The following is a 22,602-nucleotide window of genomic DNA, read 5'->3' as shown; positions in this document are numbered from 1 at the left end:
CCGGGACGCCACAGGTGGAACGCCGCACCATCGAGCCCCGCCCCGACTGGCAGCGGATCGTCGAGGAACAGGGCCTCGTCTATCCGCTGACCCGCCACCCCGACGACTCGCTGCGCCCCTATTGGGACGAGAGCGCGTACTACGTCTTCGCCCTCGACGAGGTCGAGGCGCTGGAGGAGGTCGTCGAGGAACTGCACCGCATGTGCCTGGCGGCCGCCGACCACATCGTCTCCGCCGACCGCTTCGCCGACCTCGGCATCACCGACCCGCGCCTCGCCGCCGCGGTCGCCGAGGCCTGGCACCGCCGGGCCGAACTCCCCTCCGTCTACGGCCGCTTCGACCTCCGCTACGACGGTACGGGCCCGGCCAAGCTCCTGGAGTACAACGCCGACACCCCCACCTCCCTGGTCGAGGCCGCCTCGCCCCAGTGGTTCTGGATGGAGGACCGCTTCCCCGGCGCCGACCAGTGGAACTCCCTCCACGAACGCCTCGTCGACGCCTGGCGCAAGCAGTCCGCCCTCCTCCCGCCGGGCAGCCCGCTGTACTTCGCGCACTCCACCGCCGACGAACTCGGCGAGGACCTCATGACGGTCGCCTACCTCAAGGAGACCGCCGAACAGGCCGGCCTGGACACGGACTGGATACCCATGGAGGACATCGGCTGGGACCGTCTCTCCGGTCGCTTCGTCGACAACCGGCTCCGTTTCATCCGCAGCTGCTTCAAGCTCTACCCCTGGGAGTGGCTCACCACCGACCGCTTCGCGGAGCATGTCCTCGACACGCTCGACAACGGTGGCGGCACGGGCAGCACCGTTTGGATAGAGCCGGCCTGGAAGATGCTCCTCAGCAACAAGGCCCTCCTGGCCATCCTCTGGGAGCTCCACCCCGACCACCCCAACCTCCTCCCCGCCTACCTGGACGGCCCCCGGGAGCTGGCCTCCGACCGGGGCTACGTGGCCAAGCCGCTGCTGGGCCGCGAGGGCGCCGGGGTGACGATCCACGAGCCGGGCGCGGAGCCCGTCGTACGCGGCGACGAGCCCCGCTGCTACCAGCAACTGGCCCCGTTGCCGGCCTTCGACGGCAACCACGTGGTGCTCGGCGCCTGGGTGGTGGAGGACGAGTCGGCGGGCCTGGGCATCCGGGAGTCGTCAGGCTTGGTGACGGACGAATACGCCCGCTTTCTGCCTCACGTGATCCTTTGACCTCCTGCGAGGCGATGAGGAGCGATGAGAAGCACGGCAAAGGTCTGGCTGCCCTCCGCCGTCTGGGTCGTGGCCGCGGCGGCGAGTCCCTGGGCGGCGAGAGCACTCGCGAGGGGTGACCTCACGGCGCTACCGTTGCTGGTCGTCTTCGTCGTGGTCGGCGTCCTGGGCTTCCCCCTGGGCGTCGGCCTCGGCCGTCTCGGCGCCCGGCGGGAAGCCACGGCAGTGGCCGCGCTGTCGGCCGCTGCCACGACGGCGACGTGCGCTGTCCAGAGTTACGGAACCGGCTTCCGGTGGACTCCGGGTGGACTGGCGTTCCTCTTCCTGGTGGCCCTGATCGTCGTGGTGACGGTCCTGCCCTTGCCGGGGCTCGGATTCGTCATCGGCTGGGCGGTGAGAAAGCAGAGGCGGTGAGGCTCCGCGCCGGGCGCTGCTGCGGGTCGCCGCGGTCGTGGTGGGACACCATCGCCGCGACCCTCCCCGCCTGGCCGCGGCGTCCGTGCGCCTACCGACGTGGGCGGGATCAGCCACATGCGGCCCGCACCGCATGACAGACCATTCCGCCCACGGCGCTACGCACCCAACACCCCCCGCAACTGATCAAGCCCCCACTCCAGGTCCCCCTCGGAAATCATCAGCGGCGGCGCGATCCTGATCGTAGGCCCGCGCGTGTCCTTCACCAGCACCCCCCGATCCATCAACCTCTCCGACACCTCACGCCCACTGCCGCACTCCGGCGCGACATCGACCCCCGCCCACAACCCCCGCCCCCGCACGGCCGTCACTCTCCCCGTGCCGGCCAGAGCCCTCAACTCCCCGTGCAGAAACTCGCCGAGCTCCGCAGCCCGCCCCTGGAACTCCCCCGACCGCAACATCGCGATCACCTCCAGCGCCACCGCACAGGCCAGCGGATTCCCCCCGAACGTCGACCCGTGCTCCCCGGGCCGGAAGACCCCCAGCACCTCCGCGCTCGACACCACCGCCGACACCGGCACGATCCCGCCTCCCAGCGCCTTCCCCAGCACGTACACATCCGGCACGACCCCCTCGTGCTCGCACGCGAACGTCCGCCCGGTCCGCCCCAGCCCGGACTGGATCTCGTCCGCGACGAACAGCACGTTCCGCTCCCGGGTCAGCTCCCGCACGGCCGGCAGATAACCGGCCGGCGGCACCAGCACCCCCGCCTCGCCCTGGATCGGCTCCAGCAGCACGGCGACCGTGTTCTCGGTCATCGCCGCCCGCATCGCGGTCAGGTCCCCGTACGGCACGATCTCGAAGCCGGGCGTGTAGGGCCCGTAGTCCGCGCGCGCCTCCGGATCCGTCGAGAAGCTGATGACGGTCGTCGTACGCCCGTGGAAGTTGTTGCCCGCGACGACGATCTTCGCCATCTCCGCCGGCACGCCCTTGACCCGGTACCCCCACTTCCGGACGGTCTTGACGGCCGTCTCCACCGCCTCGGTGCCCGTGTTCATCGGCAGCACCATCTCCATGCCGCACAGCTCGGCGAGCTCCGCGCAGAACGCCGCGAACCGGTCGTGGTGGAAGGCCCGCGAGGTCAGCGTCACCCGCTCCAGCTGGGCCTTCGCCGCCTCGACGAGCCGCCGATTGCCGTGTCCGAAGTTGAGCGCCGAGTAACCGGCCAGCAGATCCAGATACCGCCGCCCCTCCACATCCGTCATCCACGCCCCGTCGGCGCTCGCGACGACCACCGGCAGCGGGTGGTAGGTGTGCGCGCTGTGCGCGTCGGCGGCGGCGATGAACGCATCCGTCTTGGTCACGGGACCTCCCGGGGTGAGACAGCCCTGCGGCAGCCCTCCTTGCAGCCCTCCCTTCTTATCCTCGCTCGGATGGTGGACGCGGGACCTTCGCTCTCCGGCGTGGCCGGTAGGCTGATCGACGGGTCGTGACTGGCGCGCAAGGATGGGACGGACCATCGGGGAGCGGCCCGTGAGTGACCGAGTGCCGTGCGCCTGGGCCAGACCGAGAACCGTGACCGCTTGCACGCCACGCCACCCGGAGGCCGACGACATGTCCGAGCAGCAGCCCCTCTCCACCGAGTCCACCGCGTTCCGCGCCGCCCTCGACGTGATCCGCGCCGTCGAGCCGCGCGTGGCCGACGCGATCGGCCAGGAGGTCCACGACCAGCGCGAGATGCTCAAGCTGATCGCCTCGGAGAACTACGCCTCCCCGGCCACGCTCCTCGCGATGGGCAACTGGTTCAGCGACAAGTACGCCGAGGGCACCGTCGGCCGCCGCTTCTACGCCGGATGTCGCAACGTCGACACGGTGGAGTCGCTCGCCGCCGAGCACGCCCGCGAGCTCTTCGGCGCCCGCCACGCCTACGTCCAGCCGCACTCCGGCATCGACGCCAACCTGGTCGCCTTCTGGGCCGTCCTCGCCGACCGTGTCGAGGCCCCCTTCCTGCAGAGGACCGGCGCCCGCCAGGTCAACGACCTCACCGAGGCCGACTGGGCCGAGCTGCGCCAGGCCTTCGGCAACCAGCGGATGCTCGGCATGTCCCTGGACGCCGGCGGTCACCTCACCCACGGCTTCCGCCCGAACATCTCCGGCAAGATGTTCGACCAGCGCTCCTACGGCACCGACCCGGCCACCGGACTGATCGACTACGAGGCCCTGCGCGCCAGCGCCCGTGAGTTCAAGCCGCTGATCATCGTCGCGGGCTACTCGGCGTACCCCCGTCTGGTGAACTTCCGGATCATGCGGGAGATCGCCGACGAGGTCGGCGCGACCCTCATGGTCGACATGGCCCACTTCGCGGGCCTGGTCGCGGGCAAGGTCCTCACCGGCGACTTCGACCCGGTGCCGCACGCCCAGATCGTCACCACCACCACGCACAAGTCCCTGCGCGGCCCCCGCGGCGGCATGGTCCTGTGCGACGACTCCCTCAAGGACCAGGTCGACCGCGGCTGCCCGATGGTCCTCGGCGGCCCCCTCCCGCACGTCATGGCCGCGAAGGCGGTCGCCCTCGCCGAGGCCCGGCAGCCCGCCTTCCAGGACTACGCCCAGCGCATCGTCGACAACTCCCGCGCCCTCGCCGAGGGCCTGACCCGCCGCGGCGCGACCCTCGTCACCGGCGGCACGGACAACCACCTCAACCTGATCGACGTCGCGGGCTCCTACGGCCTCACCGGCCGCCAGGCCGAGGCCGCCCTCCTCGACTCCGGCATCGTCACCAACCGCAACGCCATCCCCGCCGACCCCAACGGCGCCTGGTACACCTCCGGCATCCGCATCGGCACCCCCGCCCTGACCACGCGTGGCCTGGGCACGGCGGAGATGGACGAGGTGGCGGGCCTCATCGACCGCGTCCTGACCACCACCGAGCCCGGCACCACCAAGTCGGGCGCCCCCTCCAAGGCCTCCCACGTCCTGGACGCCAAGGTGGCGGACGAGATCTCCCAGCGGGCGACGGACCTGGTCGCGGGCTTCCCGCTGTACCCGGAGATCGACCTGGGCTGACCGTCCCTCGCCGGAGCTCAGAGATCGATCAGCTCCTGCCGGGGCTCCTCCCGCGACGGTCCGGCCTCCCGCCGGGCCGCCGCGCGGCGTGTCAGGAAGCCGCCCGCGAATCCGGCGGCGAGCCCTGCGGCCGCCCACCACAGCGGATCAACGGACCGGCGACCGCCACCGCCGGACGCGTCCTGGCTCTCACCCAGGAGTCCCTCCTGGGCCAGCCGGTCGTAGGCCGCCCGCGGCGCCCGGTGCCACCGGATGTCGTCGTCCTGCACCTGAGGCGCCGGATCCGTCCGCACCCAGGGAGTGCCGTCCTGCGCCAGGAACAGCTGGTCCTGGCGCTCGACGGCCACGTCCCCGCCCGGCGCCCGGTGACTCTGCGGCCATCCGCCCACTCCTGTCAGCCCCCACACCACGGTGAGCCGCACGGCCGGATACCGCCCCTCGGACCAGGCCGTGGGCACCGGCTCGGTCCCCGTGGACATCGGCTGCAACAGCTCCCAGAGCCGATCGAAGGCGGGATCGTCGGCACGCAGGGCCGTCGTGCCGTCCGTGCCGCCCGGGACGATCATCGCTATGTCGGGGCGATCCGCCGCCCGCGCTCCGGGGGCCCCGCCCAGAGCGAGGGCGCACGCCGTCGCCGCCACCCATGCCGTCCGTACCCACCGGCGCCCACAGTGCCCTGCCATCGTCCCCCCGGTACCTCGCCGCGCCCCCACGTATGCCCATGCCCCTTGTTACACCCCGGAGCCGGGTTGAGTCCCCTCTGTTTCGGACCAGTTCCGGATCTGGTCCCGGGACCTGAGAGAATGGTGAACATGGCCTCTGACCGTCCCCGCGTGCTCTCCGGAATCCAGCCCACCGCAGGCTCGTTCCACCTCGGCAACTACCTCGGCGCCGTCCGCCAGTGGGTGGCCCTGCAGGAGACCCACGACGCGTTCTACATGGTCGTCGACCTGCACGCGATCACGCTCCCGCAGGACCCGGCCGACCTGCGCGCCAACACGCGCCTCGCCGCGGCCCAGCTCCTCGCCGCCGGCCTCGACCCGGAGCGCTGCACCCTCTTCGTCCAGAGCCATGTACCCGAGCACGCCCAGCTCGCCTGGGTCATGAACTGCCTCACCGGCTTCGGTGAGGCGAGCCGCATGACGCAGTTCAAGGACAAGTCCGCCCGCCAGGGCGCCGACCGTGCGAGCGTCGGCCTGTTCACGTACCCGATCCTCCAGGTCGCGGACATCCTGCTCTACCAGGCCCACGAGGTCCCGGTCGGTGAGGACCAGCGCCAGCACGTCGAGCTGACCCGCGACCTCGCCGAGCGCTTCAACGGCCGCTTCGGCCAGACCTTCACCGTCCCGAAGCCGTACATCCTCAGGGAGACGGCGAAGATCTACGACCTCCAGGACCCGTCGATCAAGATGAGCAAGTCGGCGTCCACGCCGAAGGGCCTCATCAACCTGCTCGACGACCCGAAGGCGACGGCGAAGAAGGTCAAGAGCGCGGTCACCGACACGGACACGGTGATCCGCTTCGACCGGGAGGCCAAGCCCGGCGTCAGCAACCTGCTCTCGATCTACTCGACGCTCACCGGCGCGGGCATCACCGAGCTGGAGGAGAAGTACGCCGGCAAGGGCTACGGCGCTCTCAAGACGGACCTCGCCGAGGTCATGGTCGAGTTCGTGACGCCGTTCCGGGAGCGGACCCAGCAGTACCTGGACGACCCGGAGACGCTGGACTCGATCCTGGCCAAGGGTGCGGAGAAGGCGCGTGCCGTCGCCGCGGAGACCCTCTCCCAGGCGTACGACCGCGTGGGCTTCCTGCCCGCCAAGCACTGACGCGGGCAAGGACACGCGCCTACGCCCGCCGCACCGGCCGGCGTACCACCCCGCAGAGCGCTGCACATCACTTCGGCTGCGCCTGCCCGCAACCCGGCCGTGGCCGTACAGTCGATAGCCGGAAGGCTGAGACCGAGCCCGGGAACGCAGCCGACACGACGACAGGAGACGACGTGGGGACCCTAACGATCGGTGTGTCGATCGCGGTCCCGGAGCCTCATGGCAGCCTGCTCCAGGAGCGGCGCGCGGGCTTCGGCGACGCCGCTGCTCACGGCATCCCCACGCATGTCACCCTGCTGCCGCCGACCGAGATCGAGGCCGCCGATCTGCCCGCGATCGACGCGCACCTGACCGAGGTGGCGGGGGCGGGCCGCCCGTTCCCCATGCGGCTGTCCGGCACCGGCACCTTCCGGCCCCTGTCGCCGGTCGTGTACGTCCGGATCGCCGAGGGCGCCGAGGCGTGCACCTGGCTGCAGAAGCAGCTCCGGGACGCCTCCGGCCCGGTGCCCCGCGAACTGCAGTTCCCGTACCACCCGCACGTCACGGTGGCCCACGGCATCGACGACGCGGCGATGGACCGTGCCTATGAAGAGCTCGCCGACTACGAGGCCGAGTGGTCCTGCACCGGCTTCGCCCTCTACGAACAGGGCGTCGACGGCGTCTGGCGCAAGCTGCGCGACTACCGCTTCGGCGGGCCGGTCGTCCCGCCGCAGGCGTCGGCGCCCCTTCAACAGGGCAGGCTGCCGGCCCACTGACCCAGAGGTCAGGCCGAGCAGGGGCGGCCGGTGCGCGCGCCGGGCGGGAGCTGCTTGAGCTCGGCCTGGGTGTAGGGGCGGTCCGCGCTTCGGCAGAGCTGCCGCCACCACGTCTCCGGGTCGCTGCCGAAGCTCTGGAGCTGCCCCCGCGCGACGAGCCGGACGGTGGTGCCGGTCACCACCGCCGAGTACTGGTCGATGTTCAGTGAGGCCAGACTCTCGCCCAGCGCCCGGCCGGTCGGCACCTCATGCAGCCGGAAGGTGTTGTTCCCGCCGAGCGAGACCAGGGTCTCGGTGCCGATGAGGGCGATCAGCTTCGAGCCGGCGGCGAAGGGCACCGTGCCTCCTGTCGGGCGGCCGGTCGCCACGTCCCAGAACCGCACCTTCTTGTCCTGGTGAGCCACGGCCACCAGGCCCCCGTCCGAGCTGAACCGCATGGTGCTCTGCGTCGCGTCGTCGAGCGGACCGGCCACGCCCATCGCCGCGGTCCAGTGGGTTACCCGGGCGCCCTTGGCGAGGTCCCACAGCTCCAGTCCGCCGTACCTGTGACGGGACCGGGTGACGATCAGTGCCTGGGTGGGGTGACCCGGGCGGGGGACGAGCTGGCCCGGGCTGCCGAGGCCGGGCGGGTACGGCTCGGGCGGTGCCACCCGCAGCGCCTGCGCGACGGGCATCCCGGTACGCGGGTCGAGGCGCAGGACCTGGTTGGTGGACACCAGAACAGCCAGGTCACCGTTGCCCAGTTGGCCCACCGATTCGATGGTGGTGGTCTCGGCGCCCTTCTTGAGCAGCGAGCCGAGATCGACCTCGAGGCGGCGCGCCGGGTCGTCGGCCGCACACAGGACGAGGCTCAGGCCCTCCGCGTCCCAGGCGGCTACGCCTTCCCAGCCCTGCGCACGCACCCAGGTGAGCTGCCAGCGGGTGTTGTCCGGGTCTCCCGGCAACGTCACCGACCGGGTCGGGCCTCCCGGAGCGCTCAGATACAGCTCGCCCCCGTACGTGGTGGCGAAGCGGTCGGCGTCCGGCGCGAGCTCCGTCAGATCGTCCTGGGAGGTGGCGCGCATGAGGAGAGGGGCACTCTCGGTCAGCTTCAGCCGGACCAGACCGTCGCCGACCACCGCCACCGCCTCGGGCGCTCCCGCCTTCTTCCGCGCCGCCCACACCGCGACGTCTCCCTCGTCCCGCGAAGCGTCGTCGGTGGGCACCACCGCCGTCCAACTGGTGCCGTCCCGCACGCCGAACAGGCTGAGGACTCCGTACTCCACGCCGTAGTTCGAGGAATTCTCCGCCCTGCGGATCACCGAGCGGTAGAGCTCCGAGGCATCCGTGCCGCTGAGGATGTCGCCGAAGTCGCCCGGAATTCCGCGTTCCGGGCGACTGCCGTCCACGCTGAGGACCTTGCCGCCGACGTGCAGCAGCTTTCCTCGGGCCGTGAGGTCGGGGAATGCCTTGGCGTCCGTGATCAGCCGCCGTTGCTCCTTGCCGTCGGACACCCCGAAGACGCCCACCGACGACACGTAGGAGGCCGGCGCCTTGCGGATCCAGGAGAGAGCCACCCGCCGGCCCTCGTCCACGAAGGCGGCGTCGTCGCCCCTGCGGCCGGCGACCAGCCGCCCCGCCCCATGGACCGCCGTACCGGAGGGCACCTCCCAGACGTCCAGAGCGGCCCGCTCCGTGGTGGCTCTGCCGTGCTTCTCCCCGTACTCGTACAGGCGCAGCAGGCGGGAGCCGTCGTCGGAGAAGTCCAACGACGACTCGTACACCTCGTCGGGCTCCGGCTGCCGGACGCCCGTGAGCAGCCGAGGCCCGGTGTCCGCCGCGTCCGTCCGCCACAGCCGTACCGAGCCGTCCACCGCGGCCATCGCGTACCAGCGCCCGTCGTCGCTGAACGCGTCGGCGACGTCGCCCTTGGGGACGTCGTCGAGGCGGCGGACCCGGGGCTCGCCGGACGTGGCGTCCGTGACGATGTTCACCTCCCGGCGGCGCTCACTGGAGGCGGTGATCACCGCCAGCACGTCCCGGCCCGGGGCGGACGCCGTGCGCTGCACCGTGCCCGACCACAGACCGGGGTGCACCGCCTCCACGTCCCGCATCCGCATGTACTGGCGGAAGAGGGCCGACCCCGCCTTGTCGGTGCGATCCGTGGCCCAGGCGCCCATGGCCATCTGCACCGACAGGCCGAGGTCGGTGGGCGACCGCTCCTGCGAGAGGTCCGCCAGTTGCTGGGACGCGAGCGCGGCAAGCTGATCCTCGATCGTGTCCCGGTTGCGGGAGGCGTCCCAGGCCAGCCAGCCGGCCAGCAGGGTCAGGACGGTGACCGTGGCGGCGAAGGCGCGCAGGACGTACGCGCCCCGGCGGGCCTGGCGGCGGCCGGCCGCCAGATAGGCCTGCTCCACATCGGTGATGTCCCGGGCCCGCTCCGACCGCCAGTGGTCCGCCGCCGACAACAGCCGTTCGGGCGCGGAGGCGAACGGGCGGCTGCCCGCCTCACGCCAGCGGCGGGCGTGCTCCGCCACGTCGGCCTGCCAGGCGCGGAACTCCTCACCCTCACGCAGACAGGTGCGCAGCCACTCCCACTCGCGCAGCAGCGCCTCGTGCGCCATGCGCAGCGCTTCCCCCGGGGCTTCCCCCGTCCCGGTTGCCTCGCCCGGCCTCGGCCGGGTCCAGACGAGCAGCTTCTCCCGTGTCATGCGCTGCGCCAACCGCAACTGCCCGGCGTCCAGTTCGGCGGCGGGAACGGTGTCCGGCAGGAAGCGGCCGAGCCCGTCGGGGCGCGCCAGCCGCTGGAACAGGCGCCGCGCCGCCTGCTCGTCGGCGAGGCCCTCGTCCACGGCCTCGCGCAGGGTGCGCTCCGCGTGCTGCGCCAACGCGCCCGACAGACTGCCCAGTTCCTGGTACGCGGCCAGGGTGAGACGTCCCCCGGAGCGCCGTCGCCACAGCTCGGCCAGGGTGAACTCCAGTAGGGGCAGGGAGTTGGTCTCCCCGCGGGTGTCCTGGGCCGTGCGGGCGTCGCGCAGCAGCAGATCGGCGAGGCCCGGATCGAGTCCGGCGCCGGGGATCGGGCGCAACGGCTCGGCGATCACCCGGGCCAGGGCCTCGTCGGTGAGCGGATCGAGGTGGACGAGCGCGTGCGGCCGTTCGGCGGCCGGCAGCGCGGCCGCCAGGACGTCCAGGGTGGCGTGCCGGGCGGACAGAACGGCCCGCGGGCCTCGCCCCGGCACGGGCTTCGTCCCGACCGCGGTGAGGTCCCGCAGCCAGGTCACCACCCGGCGGGCCGCGAGCGGCGCGGCGGCCGCGTACTCCTCGAACTGGTCGAGCACCAGGACGCCCAGCCGGTCCTTCGTCGCGGCACGCAGGCGCTCGCGCAGCTGGGCCAGCGCCAGTCCGTCACCCGCGAGCGCCTCCCGTACCGTCGCACGGTGGGCGGCGGCGTCCGCCCCGGACTCGGTGGCCTCCCACAGCGCCAGCAGTGCCTCGCCGAGGAACTCGGCCGGGTCATCCGCCTCCCGGGGTGTCCGTACCACGACGACGGCATCCGTGTCCCGCAGCCGGGGCAGCAGACCGGCCCGCAGCAGCGACGACTTGCCCGTGCCCGACTGCCCCGTCAGCAGGGTCAGCGGGCGTTCCCGCACCGCCGACAGGAGCGTCTCCGTCTCCCGCTCGCGGCCGAGGAAGAGATGCGCGTCCGTCTCCTCGAAGCGGAGCAGCCCCTTGAAAGGGCCCCCGTCGTCCGACGGGTGCGGCCCGGCGGGGGCCAGCCGTCCGGCGGGTATCAGATACGCCGTCCCCGCGATCCCGCCGCGACCCCGGGTCGCGAGCAGCCCGACCACGTGCCGGGCCTCGACGTCCCAGACGGGACTGCCGCTGAACCCTGGCCGGATCGGCACGCTGCCGTGACCGGCGTCCAGCTGGATGCGGCCCGCGCCCTGCCCGCCGCGCAGGATGCCGTGGGCGTTCACGCCCGTGTCGGTGTCCTCCGGGAAGCCGTACAGCCGTGCCTCGCGCCCGTACAGCGGCGCGTCGGGGCCGGCCAGCGGGAGCGGCGCGGCCCCGGGAACCTCGTGGGCCAGCCGGAGCAGTGCGATGTCGTCGGCGGGGTGCCAGCCGGTGACAGTGGCCGATACCCTTGCCGAGCGGCCCTCGGTGAGCAGGGGGAAGTCCACCAGGACCGGCTCGTCCGGTCGGGGCGGCTGTGGGTCGGTGAGGTCGGCCAGCAGGTGCGCGCAGGTGCACACCAGGTCGCGGGTGAGCAGGAAACCGGCGCCCACCGGCTCGCCGCTCGGGTCGAGGATCCGGGCGAGTCCCTGCTCGAACGCGACGCGTGGGGCGGCGGGTGCGGGACGGTGCGCGTCAGCCGCCGTCACCGGCGGGTCCCGCATCCGGGGACGACGGCTCGTCGTCCGCTTCCGCGTCGGCCGCGCGGCGCGGCTGTCGTTCCCATTCCAGCAGGACTTTGAAGTGCGCCTCACTGGCCGCGCGCGCGAGCACGACCCCCGCGTCCGCGCTCAGCTTCACCCCGAACTCCAGGGCGACCCGGTCGGGGCTCTCCGGCATCGAGCGCAGTGAGTTCAGCACGTCCTGCGCGGCCGGGCGCACCCGGTCCACGGCCTGCCGCAGGGTGTCCGCGGCAGCGGCCGCGGCGCCACCGCCCTCGCGCCGCCGCCGCACCGGCTCGTACGCGCCGCCGCCGTCTCGGTACGACGGCGGAGGCCCATCGACCTCGACCCGCAACACCGTGCCGTCGCTCGCCTGGAATTCCGTGATGTCCGCCATGGCGCCGCTTGCCCGTCGCTTCCCTCTGGCACTGCGCCCGATCGGGCGCAGGAGACCAAGCAATGTACGCAGAACTGCACACGGACTTCAACGGGGCGAAAAGAACGGCGAGTTGATGGAGAGCCCAGCGGTGCCCTAGATCGGCAACCGCCGGAACACCGCCCGCGGTACGTGCCGCAGCGCCGTCATCACCACGCGCAGCGCGCCCGGCACCCACACCGTCTCCGAGCGGCGTCGCAGGCCCAGCTCGACGGCTGTCGCCACCGCCTCCGGGGTGGTCGCGAGGGGTGCCTCGGGGAGGGCGGACGTCATCCTCGTACGGACGAAGCCGGGGCGTACCACCATGACGTGGACGCCCGTGCCGTACAGGGCGTCGCCGAGGCCCTGGGCGAAGGTGTCGAGTCCGGCCTTGCTGGAGCCGTAGATGAAGTTCGAGCGGCGGGCCCGCTCACCGGCGACCGAGGAGAGGACGACGAGGGAGCCGTGGCCCTGGGTCTGGAGGGCGCGGGCGCTGACCAGGCCCGCCGAGACCGCGCCGGTGTAGTTGGTCTGCGCGACGCGCACGGCGGAGAGCGGCTCGCGTTCGTCACGGGCCTGGTCGCCGAGGATGCCGAAGGCGAGCAGCACCATGTCGATGTCGCCCTCGGCGAACACCTTGCCGAGGACCGCCTCGTGGGAGTCGGGGTCGAGCGCGTCGAAGGCGACGGTGTGGACGTCGGCGCCCAGGTCGCGCAGGCCCTCCGCGGCCTGTTCCAGGGCGAGCGAGGGCCGCCCGGCCAGCCACACGGTGCGGGTGCGGCGGATGATCAGGCGGCGCGCGGTGGCCAGCGCGATCTCGGACGTACCGCCGAGGACGAGGAGGGACTGGGGGAGGCCGAAGGCGTCCTTCACGACAGCTCCTGGAGGTTGAGGCGACGGGCGAGGTCGGACACGAACACCCCGCGCGGGTCGAGCTCCGCGCGCAGGGCGCGGAAGTCGGCGAGGCGGGGGTACATCGCGGCGAGCAGGTCCGGCCGCAGCCGGGAGTCCTTGGCGAGGTAGACGCGGCCGTCGGCGGCGGCGACCTCCTCGTCCAGCTCGTCGAGGAAGGTGCCGAGGCCGGGCAGCCCGGCGGGGATGTCCAGGGCCAGGGTCCAGCCGGGCAGCGGGAAGGAGAGCCAGCCCGGGTCGGCCTCCCCGAACCGTTTGAGGACGGCGAGGAAGGAGGGGCAGCGGCGCTCGGAGACACGGTGCACGATCCGGCGCAGGGCGTCCTCCTGGCCGTGGCGGACGGCGAACTGGTACTGCACGAAGCCGCCACGGCCGTAGATCCGGTTCCAGTGGGGGACGCCGTCGAGGGGGTGGAAGAAGGCGGAGATCGTCTGGAGCTCACCGGCACGCGCGCGTGGGGCCTTGCGGTACCAGAATTCGTTGAACAACCCGACCGTTCTACGGTTGAGCAGTCCTTCGGGGAGGAGGGAGGGGGCGGCCGGGAGCCGGGAGGGGCGGAAGGTCAGCGGGTTTCTGCGGGCCCGCGCCGGGAGGGCGTCCAGGGGGGCGTGGTCGCCGCGGGTGAGCACCGCGCGGCCCGTCGCCGCGCCGCGGGCGAGGAGGTCGATCCAGGCGACCGAGTAGCGGTAGCGGTGGTCGGTGGCGGTCAGCCGGGCCATCAGGTCGTCGAGGTCCCCCGCGCGCTCGGTGTCCACCGACATCAAGGAGGCCTCGACCGGCAGGAGCCGGAGAGTCGCCGCCAGGATCACGCCGGTCAAGCCCATGCCGCCCGCGGTCGCGTCGAACAGCGGGGTCCCGGGCGTCACCGTACGGACCGAGCCGTCGGCGGTGAGCAGGTCCAGGGACGTGACATGGCGGGAGAAGGAGCCCGAGACATGGTGGTTCTTGCCGTGGATGTCCGCGCCGATCGCGCCCCCGACGGTCACCTGGCGGGTGCCGGGAGTCACCGGGACGAACCAGCCCAGCGGCAGCAGCACCTCCATCAGCCGGTGCAGGGAGACACCCGCGTCACAGCGCACGGTGCCCGCGTCGGCGTCGATCGTGCGGATCCGGTCCAGCCCCGTCATGTCGAACACCGTCCCGCCGGCGTTCTGTGCGGCGTCCCCGTACGCCCGCCCCAGGCCCCTGGGGATCGCGCCGCGCACTCCGCACTCCCGCACGGCGGCCCGCGCCTCCGCGTAGCTGCGGGGGCGGACCAGACGGGCGGCGGACGGGGCGGTGCGGCCCCATCCCGTGACGGAAACGGTCTCGGCAGACATGCCTGCGACCGTATCGCCCAGCTATGGGCTATTTGACAAGAAACATCCACTATCTCCCCAAAACGGGTGATTAATGGGATGTCGCTCAATATTGCCGGTGTTCCAGCGGTGTCGGCGAGAACAGTGAGTCCACATGGACGACCTCGACGACATGGACCACCGCATCCTCTCGGCGCTGCGCGCCTGCGGAACCGACCCGAGGATCGCGGGCGCCGCACGCACCCTGTCCCGGGCCGGCGAACACGGTGCGCTGTGGCTCGCGGCGGGCCTGACCGGAGCCGCCGTGGACCGCCGACGGCGCGGCGCCTGGCTGCGCGCGACCGCGCTCACCGCGGGCGCGCACCTCGCCAGCATGGGGGTGAAACGGATCGTGCGCCGTCCGCGCCCCACGCACGTCGAACCCCTCGTGCGCACCGCCGGACGGCACTCCTTCCCCAGCTCCCACGCCACCTCCGCCGCGGCCGCCGCCGTCGCCTTCGGCGCGCTCGGCGCCCACGTCGTCCCGCCGCTCGCCGCCGCGATGTGCCTCTCCCGCCTGGTCGTCGGCGTCCACTACCCCTCGGACATCGCGGCGGGCGCGGCCCTCGGGGCGCTCACGGCACACGCGGGCGGCCGCTGGGTGTTCGCGGCGGTGACGTCGCCGAGCGGAGCCGCACATGACTGAGACCGCGCGCCTGCAGGGCACCGCAGCCGCCCTCCCCGAGCAGCACACCCGGCCCGAACAGCACCCCGCACCCCCGCTCCCGGGCCCCGGCACCCTCCTGCTCGGCCTCCTCAGAACCGCCCGCCCCAAGCAGTGGGTCAAGAACACCCTGGTGATGGCCGCCCCGGCCGCCGCGGGCCGGCTGTTCTCCCTCCACGCCCTGACCCAACTCGCGCTCGTCTTCGCCCTGTTCACCGCCTGCGCCGGCGCCGTCTACCTGGTCAACGACGCCCGCGACGCCGCCGCCGACCGCGCCCACCCCACCAAGCGCCACCGCCCGGTCGCCGCCGGACAGGTCCCGGTACCCGTCGCCTACGCCGTCGGAGGCACCCTCGCGGTCCTGGCACCCGCCGCGGCGGCCTGGCTGACCACGCCGTCCGTCGCGGCCCTGCTCACCGCCTACCTCGGCATGCAACTGGCGTACTGCCTCAGCCTCAAGCACGTCCTCGTCGTCGACCTCGCCGTCGTCACCACCGGCTTCCTCATGCGGGCCATGGTCGGCGGACTCGCGCTCGGCATCCCGCTCTCGCGCTGGTTCCTGATCACCACCGGCTTCGGCGCGCTGTTCATGGTCGCCGCCAAGCGCTACTCCGAAGCGGTCCAGATGGCCGGGCAGGCGGGCGCCACGCGCGCGTTGCTCACCGAGTACACCACCGGCTACCTCCGCTTCGTCTGGCAGCTCGCCGCCGGCGTCGCCGTCCTCGCCTACTGCCTGTGGGCCCTGGAGGAGGGCGGCGTCCCGCACACCAGCGTGCTGCCCTGGCGCCAGCTGTCCATGGTCGCCTTCATCCTCGCCGTCCTCAGATACGCCGTGTTCGCCGACCGCGGCACCGCCGGTGAACCCGAGGAGGTCGTCCTGGGCGACCGCGCGCTCGCCCTCATCGGCCTGGTGTGGATCGCCATGTACGCGCTGGCGGTGGCCAATTGGTGAACCCGGCGACCCGGACCGGTGGGGCGCGGAACGAACTGCTCGGCTTCGCCGCCGTCGGCCTGATCGCCTACGCCGCCGACCTCGCCCTGTTCACCTGGCTGCGCGGCCCCGCCGCCCTCGGCCCGCTCACCGCCAAGGCCCTGTCCTTCCTCGCCGGCTGCACGGTCGCCTACCTGGGCAACGCGCTCGGTACCTACCGGCACGCGCGCGTGAGGGGCCTGCGCCCCTACGCCGTCTTCTTCGCCGTGAACGTCGCCGGCGCCCTCGTACAGCTCCTCTGCCTCACCGTCAGTCACTACGGCCTCGGCCTCACCTCGCAGCGCGCCGACACGGTCTCCGGCGCCGGAATCGGCATGGCCGTGGCCACGGTCCTGCGGTTCTGGGGTACCCGTACATGGGTGTTCCGCGACGAGGGCAGGGTCGGATCATGGACTGGCTGAAAAGGCTCCCCTGGATCGGGCCGTACATCACGCGCCTGATGACCACGCACGCGTGGCGCTCGTACGAACGGCTGGACCGGGTGAAGTGGACGCGGCTCGCCGCCGCCATGACGTTCGTCAGCTTCATCGCGCTCTTCCCGCTGCTGACGGTGGCCGCCGCGGTCGCCGCCGCCACGCTCAGCACGGGTGCGCAGAAACGGCTGGAGGACAGGATCACCGCCCAGGTCCCCGGCATCTCCGAGCAGCTCGACGTCGGCTCCCTGGTCCAGAACGCCGGCACCATCGGCCTCATCGCGGGCGCCGTCCTGCTGTTCACCGGCATCAACTGGGTCGGCCAGGTGCGCGACTGCCTGCGCGCGGTGTGGGAGCTGGACGACAGCGAGGAGAACCCCCTCGTGAGCAAGGCCAAGGACATGGGCGTCCTCGTCGGCCTCGGCGGCGCCGTCCTGGTCACGCTCGGCGCGTCCACCTTCGCCTCCGCCGCCGTCGGCTGGGCGGCCGGACAGCTGGGCCTCGAGGAGCACGGCTGGGGCACCGTCCTGCTGCGCGTCGCCGCGTTCGCCGTCGCCGTACTCGCCGACTTCCTGCTCCTGCTGTACGCCCTCACCCTGCTGCCCGGCGTCGAACCGACCCGGCACCGCCTCTTCGTCGCCGCGCTCATCGGCGCGGTCGGCTTCGAACTGCTGAAGCTGCTGCTGAGCGGCTACATGCAGGGCGTCGCCACGAAGAGCATGTACGGCGCGTTCGGCGTCCCCGTCGCACTGCTGCTGTGGATCAACTTCACCTCGAAGCTGGTCCTCTTCTGCGCCTCCTGGACGGCGACCGGCAGCAAGGAGGAGGAGGGCGTCACCCGCGAGCCGCTCAGCGGCGGCGGCGTACGAGATCCGGCAGCGGCCACCGGCGGTTGACCAGGAACGCCCCGGCCGCGAGCAGTACCAGCACCCCGCCGGCGATCCCCAGCGCCGTCCCGACACCGCCGGCCCGGTGCTCCGCCGAGGCGGCCGCCGCGACGGGCTTGCCGGAGACGTTCCCGGTGCCGCCGGACTCCCCGCCGGCCTGCCCCTCGTCGTTGGTGGGCCGGGGGCTCGACGCCACGGCGCCCTTCGGGGGCACCAGCTCGCCCACCGGCGTGACCTTGCCGGCCGCCTTGAAGCCCCAGTCGAAGAGAGCCGCGGTCTCCTTGTAGACCTCGTTGTGGCCGCTCTTCTCCGGGTTCATGACCGTGACCAGCAGCACCCGGCCGTCACGCTCGGCGACCCCGGTGAAGGTGGCGCCCGCGTTGGTGGTGTTGCCGTTCTTGACGCCCGCTATGCCCGGGTACTGGGAGATGTCGTAGTCGCCGGTCAACAGCCGGTTGGTGTTCTGGATCTCGAAGGAGCCCCGGGTCGGCTTGCCCTTCTTGTTCTTCGTCGTCGCGCCCGGGAACTTGGCGCGAAGTGTCGAGCAGTACTCGCGGAAGTCCTTCTTCTGCAGCCCGGAGCGGGCGAACAGCGTGAGGTCGTACGCCGACGACACCTGCTCCGCCGCGTCGTAGCCGTCGGGGCTGACCACGTTCGTGTCGAGGGCCTGGAGTTCCTCGGCGTGCTCGTTCATCTCCCGGACGGTGTTGGCGACGCCCCCGTTCAGGTGGGACAGCACGTGCACGGCGTCGTTCCCGGAGCGCAGGAAGACACCGAGCCACAGATCGTGGACGGTGTAGGTCTCGCCCTCCTTTATCCCGACCATGCTGGAGCCGGCCCCGATGTCCTTCAGGTCCTCGGGGGTGACCTTGTGCGGTGTCTCCTTGGGGAACTTGGGCAGCACCGTGTCCGCGAACAGCATCTTCAGCGTGCTCGCCGGGGGCAGCCGCCAGTGCGAGTTGTGCGAGGCGAGGACCTCGCCGGACTCCGCGTCCGCGACGATCCACGACCGCGCCGTGAGGTCCTTCGGCAGCACCGGAACCCCGCCGCCCAGATTGACCTGCGTCCCCGGCTGCCCGAGGCGGGCGCCGCCCACGGGCGACATGCTCGCCGGGGGAGTGGCGGACGGGCTCGCCGAGGGGCTCGCCGACGGCTTGGGCGACGGCTTCGGGGCCGCCACGGCGACGGGCGCGGTCAGCGCGAGGGACACGAGGGTGGAGGTGACCAGCAGGGATCGCCTGGCGGTCTTCTTGGGTGCGGGCACGACGCAGAACGTACCTGCCGCGTGCCGCGAAGTCCCGTCGCCCTCCCCACCCCGGTCACGGAACCGGACACGGTACGGAGATACTGAACGTATGAAGCTCAGCCGCCCGGTCTCCTGGTTCCTGCTCGCCTTCGGGGTGTGGAGTTGGGTCATCTGGGTCACTTTCGTCAAAAACCTCATCAAGGACAGCAGCGGGCTCGCCTTCGACGACGGCCACCCGACGGCGTACTTCTGGGTACACCTGCTGCTCGCCGTCGTTTCCTCCGTATTGGGGACGGTCATCGGGGTCATCGGGTTGCGCGGAGTACGCGCACTGCGCCGAACGTCATAACGCCGAACGTCACAACGGGGGAACCGAGGACCGTGGTCATCCTTTTCCTGCTGCTCGCCCTCGCCGTGCTGGTGACGGGCAACTGGTACCTGTGGCGCCGACTGTTCCGCGACACCACCCGCGGGCCGGGCCGGGTACGCCGCGCCGGCGCCGCCGTGATCGCGGGCGGCTGGATCCTCGCGATCGGCGCGCTCGTCGGCGAGCGCACCGGCGCCCCGTTCTGGCTCCAGCAGGTGATGGCCTGGCCGGGCTTCCTGTGGATGGCGCTGTCGATATACCTGCTGCTCGCGGTGGTCGCCGGCGAACTCGTACGCCCCCTGCTGCGCCGCTACCTGGACAGACGGGCGCCGGCCCCCGTGACCGCCGTACCGCGACCGGAGCCGGTGCGGTCCGGCGCGGTCCAGGAGACGCGGCCGGCCGAGCGGGCGGAAGCAACCGAGGAACCCGGGGAAAGACCGGCCACGGAGGCACCCCGGGATGGACCGGCCACGGAGGAACCCCCGGAAAGGCCGGTCGCGGTCCCCTCCCGCCGCCTCTTCGTCTCCCGCGTGGTCGGCGGCGCGGCCGCCGCGGCCGCCGTCGCCACCGTCGGCTACGGCACGTACGGCGTCCTGCGCGGCCCCGGGGTGAAGCGGGTCACCGTCCCGCTGGCCAAGCTGCCGCGCGCCGCGCACGGGTACCGGATCGCCGTCGTCAGCGACATCCATCTGGGCCCGGTGCTGGGCCGCGGCTTCGCCCAGAAGGTCGTCGACACGATCAACGCGACCCAGCCCGACCTGATCGCGGTCGTCGGCGACCTCGTCGACGGCAGCGTCAAGGACCTCGGCCCGGCCGCCGCGCCCCTGAGGCAACTGCGGGCGCGGCACGGGTCGTTCTTCGTCACCGGCAACCACGAGTACTTCTCCGGCGCCGAACAGTGGGTCGAGGAGGTGCGCCGGCTGGGCCTGCACCCCCTGGAGAACGCCCGCACCGAGCTGCCCTGGTTCGACCTGGCGGGTGTCAACGACATCGCCGGCGAGAGCGAGGGCCAGGGCCCCGACTTCGCCAAGGCCCTCGACGACCGTGACACCACGCGCGCGTGCGTCCTGCTCGCCCACCAGCCGGTCCAGATCCACGACGCCGTGAAGCACGGCGTCGACCTCCAGCTCTCCGGCCACACCCACGGCGGCCAGCTCTTCCCCGGCAACCTCATCGCGGCGGCCGCCAACCCCACCGTCGCGGGCCTGGACCACTACGGCGACACCCAGCTCTACGTCTCCCGGGGCGCCGGCGCCTGGGGCCCGCCCACCCGAGTGGGCGCCCCCTCGGACATCACGGTGATCGAACTGGCGTCGAAGCGGGCGTGACCGCCGGCGCCCGTCCGTGACAGGTCCCTGTGAAACACCCCGGAAACACCCATCGGTAAGAGCTTTCTCATCTCACCCGAATCCTCTTCCCCCGGCTGAAATCCGTGTGATTAGGTGAGCCGCGCCGCTTAGGGGAGTGGCACCTTTGGGGAGGCACCACCATGCGATCGGTTCGCATGCGGATTCTCGCGGGCCTGCTGGTACTGGCGGCCGCGGGAATCGGCGGCTGGCAGCTGCTGCCGTCGCAGGAGAACAACGGCAAGACCGTCCGGGTCGGCACCACGGACACCGTCACCTCGCTCGACCCGGCCGGCGCCTACGACGCCGGCTCCTGGGCCCTGTTCAGCAACGTCTTCCAGACGCTCGTGACGTTCGAGCCGGGCGGCGCCGAGCCCGTACCGGACGCCGCGAAGAGCTGCGGCTTCCAGGGCACCAGCCTGCGGACCTACCGCTGCCGGCTCCGTGACGGACTGCAGTTCCCCAGCGGCCGGAAGATGACCGCCGAGGACGTGAAGTTCTCCTTCGACCGCGTCAAGAGGATCAACTCCGACGTCGGCCCGGCCTCCCTGCTCTCCACCCTCAAGTCCGTGGACGCCGACGGCATGACCGTCACCTTCCACCTCTCCTCCGCGGACGCCACCTTCCCGTTCAAGGTGGCCACCGGCGCCGGCTCGATCGTCGACCACACCCGCTACCCGTCGACCTCCCTGCGCAAGGGCACCGCCGTCGACGGCACGGGACCGTACGAGCTGAGCGCGTACACGAAGGGCCGCGAGGCAGTCCTCAAGCCCTACGGCGCCTACGAGGGCGCGGTGAAGCCCGGCCCGCCGGTCGAGCTGCGCTACTACGCCGACGGCGAGGCCCTCGACAAGGCATGGAAGGGCAAGCAGGTGGAGGTCGCCACCCGTGAGCTGCCGCCCAAGGTCCTCGCCGGCCTCAACCCCAGCGATCCCGGCGAGCGGGTCTCCGAGGACGACAGCTCCGAGACCCGCAACCTCTACTTCAACACCCGCAAGGGATCGCCCCTGCACGACGTCCGCGTCCGCAAGGCCATGGCCTGGCTGATCGACCGCGACCAGCTCGCCGCGACCGTCTACGACGGCACCGTCGACCCCCTGTACTCCCTCATCCCGACCGGCATCACCGGCCACACCACGTCCTTCTTCGACGCCTACCCCAAGCCGGACCCGAAGCAGGCCCGCAAACTCCTCACCGAGGCCGGCGTGAGCCTCCCCGTCCGCTTCACCTACGGCTACGGCCTGGGCAGCGGTTCCGCCGCCGACGAGGCCAAGGAGATCAAGCGGCAGCTGGAGGCGACCGGCCTGTTCCAGGTCACGGTCAAGGGCTACGAGTGGACCGACTTCCAGAAGCGCTGGGCGACCGGCAAGCTCGACGCGTACGCCGTCGGCTGGGTCGCCGACTACCCCGACGCGGACACCTTCGCCGCCCCGCTCGTCGGCACGGACGGCACCATGAACACCGGCTACAGCAACAAGACCGTCGACCACCTCATCAAGGACAGCCAGCAGTACCCGGACCGCGGTGAGGTCGCCCAGGACTTCCGCGACCTCCAGGTCACCGTCGCGGCCGACGTCCCGGTCATCCCCCTCTGGCAGCGCAAGGAGTACGTCGTCACCACGGAGGACATCGGCGGCGGCCAGTACCTCGCCGAGGGCGACGGCATCTTCCGCCTGTGGAAACTGACCTGGATCTGACGTGGGCGCCGGGGGCGTCAGTCGGTCTCCGCCTGAGCGGCATCAAGGATCTCGGACACGTCCAGGGTGACCTCGGCGCCGATGGAGTCGGCAAGGGTGACGATCTCACCAGGCGCGTGCGGACGGTGGTTCTCGTACTTGTCACCGGCGGGGTCGGTGAGAACGTGCAGGCGTTGGTGCTTGCGGTCGACGATGACGTAGACCGGGATCTTCGCCTCTGCGTACGCGGCGACCTTGACGCGCAGGTCGGACCGATAGTTGCTGGAGGTGACCTCCAGAACCAGACGGAAGCAGACGGGGTCGTAGCAGTTGTTCTCGACGTAATGGTCCTTGAAATCCGCGTCCACCAGGGCGAGGTCGGGGATCGCGTAGTCCTCGGTGCCGGTCGGTAGCCAGAGGCCGATGCCCTGGACCAGCTTCGACTCCGTCCCGTGCAGCCCGGCGGCCAGGAAGGGGAGCATGAGGTCGGTCAAAGCCACGGCATGCGGTCCGTCCGGCGGCGGGGACACGAGGATCTGGCCTCCGATGATCTCGACGCGGTAGCCCGGATTGCGGTCCATGAGCCGGTTGGCCTCCGCGGTCAGCGGACGGTCGGGATGGGGCCGCTCGACGGACGCTGCGGACATCGCGTGCCTCCTGTGGGCTGGTGTCGAGAGCATCATCGTAGGCATCGGGACCGCGGAGTGTC

Annotated in this window: 20 protein-coding genes and 1 riboswitch; of the genes, 12 read left to right on the top strand and 8 right to left on the bottom strand. The window is 72.0% G+C overall.

Annotation, left to right across the window (positions count from 1 at the left end):
• The first annotated feature begins 14 nt into the window (after window positions 1–14).
• Window positions 15–1,202, top strand: a complete 1,188-nt coding sequence (locus IG99_RS36470; RefSeq protein ID WP_037682003.1) for a glutathionylspermidine synthase family protein — start codon at window positions 15–17, stop codon at window positions 1,200–1,202.
• Window positions 1,203–1,226: 24 nt separating this feature from the next.
• Window positions 1,227–1,616, top strand: coding sequence for a hypothetical protein (locus IG99_RS36465; RefSeq protein ID WP_037682000.1), 390 nt, complete (start codon window positions 1,227–1,229; stop codon window positions 1,614–1,616).
• A 158-nt stretch (window positions 1,617–1,774) separates the two neighbouring features.
• Here IG99_RS36465 and rocD read toward each other — a convergent pair whose 3' ends face one another.
• The gene (gene rocD, locus IG99_RS36460; RefSeq protein WP_037681999.1) at window positions 1,775–2,980 is read right to left on the bottom strand and encodes an ornithine--oxo-acid transaminase; all 1,206 of its coding nucleotides are present in this window, start codon (window positions 2,978–2,980) and stop codon (window positions 1,775–1,777) included.
• Window positions 2,981–3,095: 115 nt separating this feature from the next.
• Window positions 3,096–3,185, top strand: a riboswitch (ZMP/ZTP riboswitch).
• A 45-nt stretch (window positions 3,186–3,230) separates the two neighbouring features.
• Here rocD and IG99_RS36455 point away from each other — a divergent pair.
• The gene (locus IG99_RS36455) at window positions 3,231–4,682 is read left to right on the top strand and encodes a glycine hydroxymethyltransferase (protein ID WP_037681997.1); all 1,452 of its coding nucleotides are present in this window, start codon (window positions 3,231–3,233) and stop codon (window positions 4,680–4,682) included.
• Window positions 4,683–4,699: 17 nt separating this feature from the next.
• Here the strand turns inward: IG99_RS36455 and IG99_RS36450 are convergent, their stop codons facing one another.
• Window positions 4,700–5,365, bottom strand: a complete 666-nt coding sequence (locus tag IG99_RS36450; protein ID WP_234312080.1) for a hypothetical protein — start codon at window positions 5,363–5,365, stop codon at window positions 4,700–4,702.
• A 129-nt stretch (window positions 5,366–5,494) separates the two neighbouring features.
• Between IG99_RS36450 and trpS the strand changes: the two genes are divergently transcribed.
• Together trpS and IG99_RS36440 are read left to right on the top strand one after the other, a co-directional pair.
• The gene (gene trpS, locus IG99_RS36445; protein ID WP_037682044.1) at window positions 5,495–6,508 is read left to right on the top strand and encodes a tryptophan--tRNA ligase; all 1,014 of its coding nucleotides are present in this window, start codon (window positions 5,495–5,497) and stop codon (window positions 6,506–6,508) included.
• A 173-nt stretch (window positions 6,509–6,681) separates the two neighbouring features.
• Complete coding sequence (locus tag IG99_RS36440) at window positions 6,682–7,263, top strand: 2'-5' RNA ligase family protein (protein WP_037681995.1); 582 nt, start codon at window positions 6,682–6,684, stop codon at window positions 7,261–7,263.
• 8 nt (window positions 7,264–7,271) lie between these two features.
• Here IG99_RS36440 and IG99_RS36435 read toward each other — a convergent pair whose 3' ends face one another.
• From IG99_RS36435 to IG99_RS36420, 4 genes are all read right to left on the bottom strand, one after another.
• A complete protein-coding gene (locus tag IG99_RS36435; protein ID WP_037681992.1) occupies window positions 7,272–11,627 on the bottom strand; it encodes an nSTAND1 domain-containing NTPase in 4,356 nt (1,451 codons plus the stop codon).
• Window positions 11,614–12,036 (bottom strand): CU044_2847 family protein, encoded by a 423-nt coding sequence (locus IG99_RS36430; RefSeq protein WP_051866346.1) that lies wholly within the window; start codon window positions 12,034–12,036, stop codon window positions 11,614–11,616. The genes IG99_RS36435 and IG99_RS36430 overlap by 14 nt, the downstream gene beginning before the upstream one ends.
• Before the next feature lie 135 nt (window positions 12,037–12,171).
• On the bottom strand, window positions 12,172–12,927 hold the full coding sequence (locus IG99_RS36425; RefSeq protein WP_037681989.1) for a decaprenylphospho-beta-D-erythro-pentofuranosid-2-ulose 2-reductase: 756 nt from the start codon (window positions 12,925–12,927) through the stop codon (window positions 12,172–12,174).
• The gene (locus IG99_RS36420) at window positions 12,924–14,285 is read right to left on the bottom strand and encodes an FAD-binding oxidoreductase (RefSeq protein WP_037681987.1); all 1,362 of its coding nucleotides are present in this window, start codon (window positions 14,283–14,285) and stop codon (window positions 12,924–12,926) included. The genes IG99_RS36425 and IG99_RS36420 overlap by 4 nt, the downstream gene beginning before the upstream one ends.
• 133 nt (window positions 14,286–14,418) lie before the next feature.
• On the opposite strand from IG99_RS36420, the gene IG99_RS36415 reads away from it, so the two are divergent.
• From IG99_RS36415 to IG99_RS36400, 4 genes are read left to right on the top strand one after another with little or no spacing between them, the layout of a single operon-like run.
• Window positions 14,419–14,949, top strand: coding sequence for a phosphatase PAP2 family protein (locus IG99_RS36415; protein WP_051866345.1), 531 nt, complete (start codon window positions 14,419–14,421; stop codon window positions 14,947–14,949).
• Entirely contained in the window at window positions 14,942–15,919 is a 978-nt protein-coding gene (locus IG99_RS36410; protein ID WP_037681984.1) for a decaprenyl-phosphate phosphoribosyltransferase, read from the top strand. The genes IG99_RS36415 and IG99_RS36410 overlap by 8 nt, the downstream gene beginning before the upstream one ends.
• Window positions 15,916–16,359: a GtrA family protein gene (locus IG99_RS36405; RefSeq protein WP_107056111.1), complete on the top strand. Its 444-nt coding sequence runs from the start codon at window positions 15,916–15,918 to the stop codon at window positions 16,357–16,359. Before IG99_RS36410 ends, IG99_RS36405 begins: the two co-directional genes overlap by 4 nt.
• Window positions 16,347–17,267 carry a YihY/virulence factor BrkB family protein gene (locus tag IG99_RS36400; protein ID WP_037681981.1) on the top strand — a complete coding sequence of 307 codons (921 nt, stop codon included), beginning with the start codon at window positions 16,347–16,349 and terminating at the stop codon, window positions 17,265–17,267. Before IG99_RS36405 ends, IG99_RS36400 begins: the two co-directional genes overlap by 13 nt.
• Here IG99_RS36400 and IG99_RS36395 read toward each other — a convergent pair.
• Window positions 17,221–18,522 (bottom strand): D-alanyl-D-alanine carboxypeptidase family protein, encoded by a 1,302-nt coding sequence (locus tag IG99_RS36395; RefSeq protein WP_037681979.1) that lies wholly within the window; start codon window positions 18,520–18,522, stop codon window positions 17,221–17,223. The two genes, IG99_RS36400 and IG99_RS36395, sit on opposite strands and share 47 nt — an antisense overlap.
• 91 nt (window positions 18,523–18,613) lie before the next feature.
• Between IG99_RS36395 and IG99_RS36390 the strand changes: the two genes are divergently transcribed.
• From IG99_RS36390 to IG99_RS36380, 3 genes are all read left to right on the top strand, one after another.
• On the top strand, window positions 18,614–18,853 hold the full coding sequence (locus tag IG99_RS36390) for an SCO4848 family membrane protein (RefSeq protein WP_037681977.1): 240 nt from the start codon (window positions 18,614–18,616) through the stop codon (window positions 18,851–18,853).
• Window positions 18,854–18,885: 32 nt separating this feature from the next.
• Entirely contained in the window at window positions 18,886–20,199 is a 1,314-nt protein-coding gene (locus IG99_RS36385) for a metallophosphoesterase (RefSeq protein WP_037681974.1), read from the top strand.
• 161 nt (window positions 20,200–20,360) lie between these two features.
• Window positions 20,361–21,914: an ABC transporter substrate-binding protein gene (locus IG99_RS36380; protein WP_037681973.1), complete on the top strand. Its 1,554-nt coding sequence runs from the start codon at window positions 20,361–20,363 to the stop codon at window positions 21,912–21,914.
• A gap of 17 nt (window positions 21,915–21,931) precedes the next feature.
• Here the strand turns inward: IG99_RS36380 and IG99_RS36375 are convergent, their stop codons facing one another.
• Window positions 21,932–22,540: a Uma2 family endonuclease gene (locus IG99_RS36375; protein ID WP_037681972.1), complete on the bottom strand. Its 609-nt coding sequence runs from the start codon at window positions 22,538–22,540 to the stop codon at window positions 21,932–21,934.
• Window positions 22,541–22,602 lie beyond the last annotated feature (62 nt).

This window comes from Streptomyces griseus subsp. griseus (assembly GCF_000720255.1).
Classification (GTDB): Bacteria; Actinomycetota; Actinomycetes; order Streptomycetales; family Streptomycetaceae; genus Streptomyces; species Streptomyces griseus_I.
Note: the sequence above shows the minus strand (reverse complement) of the source record. Positions and strands in the feature narration are given on the sequence as shown.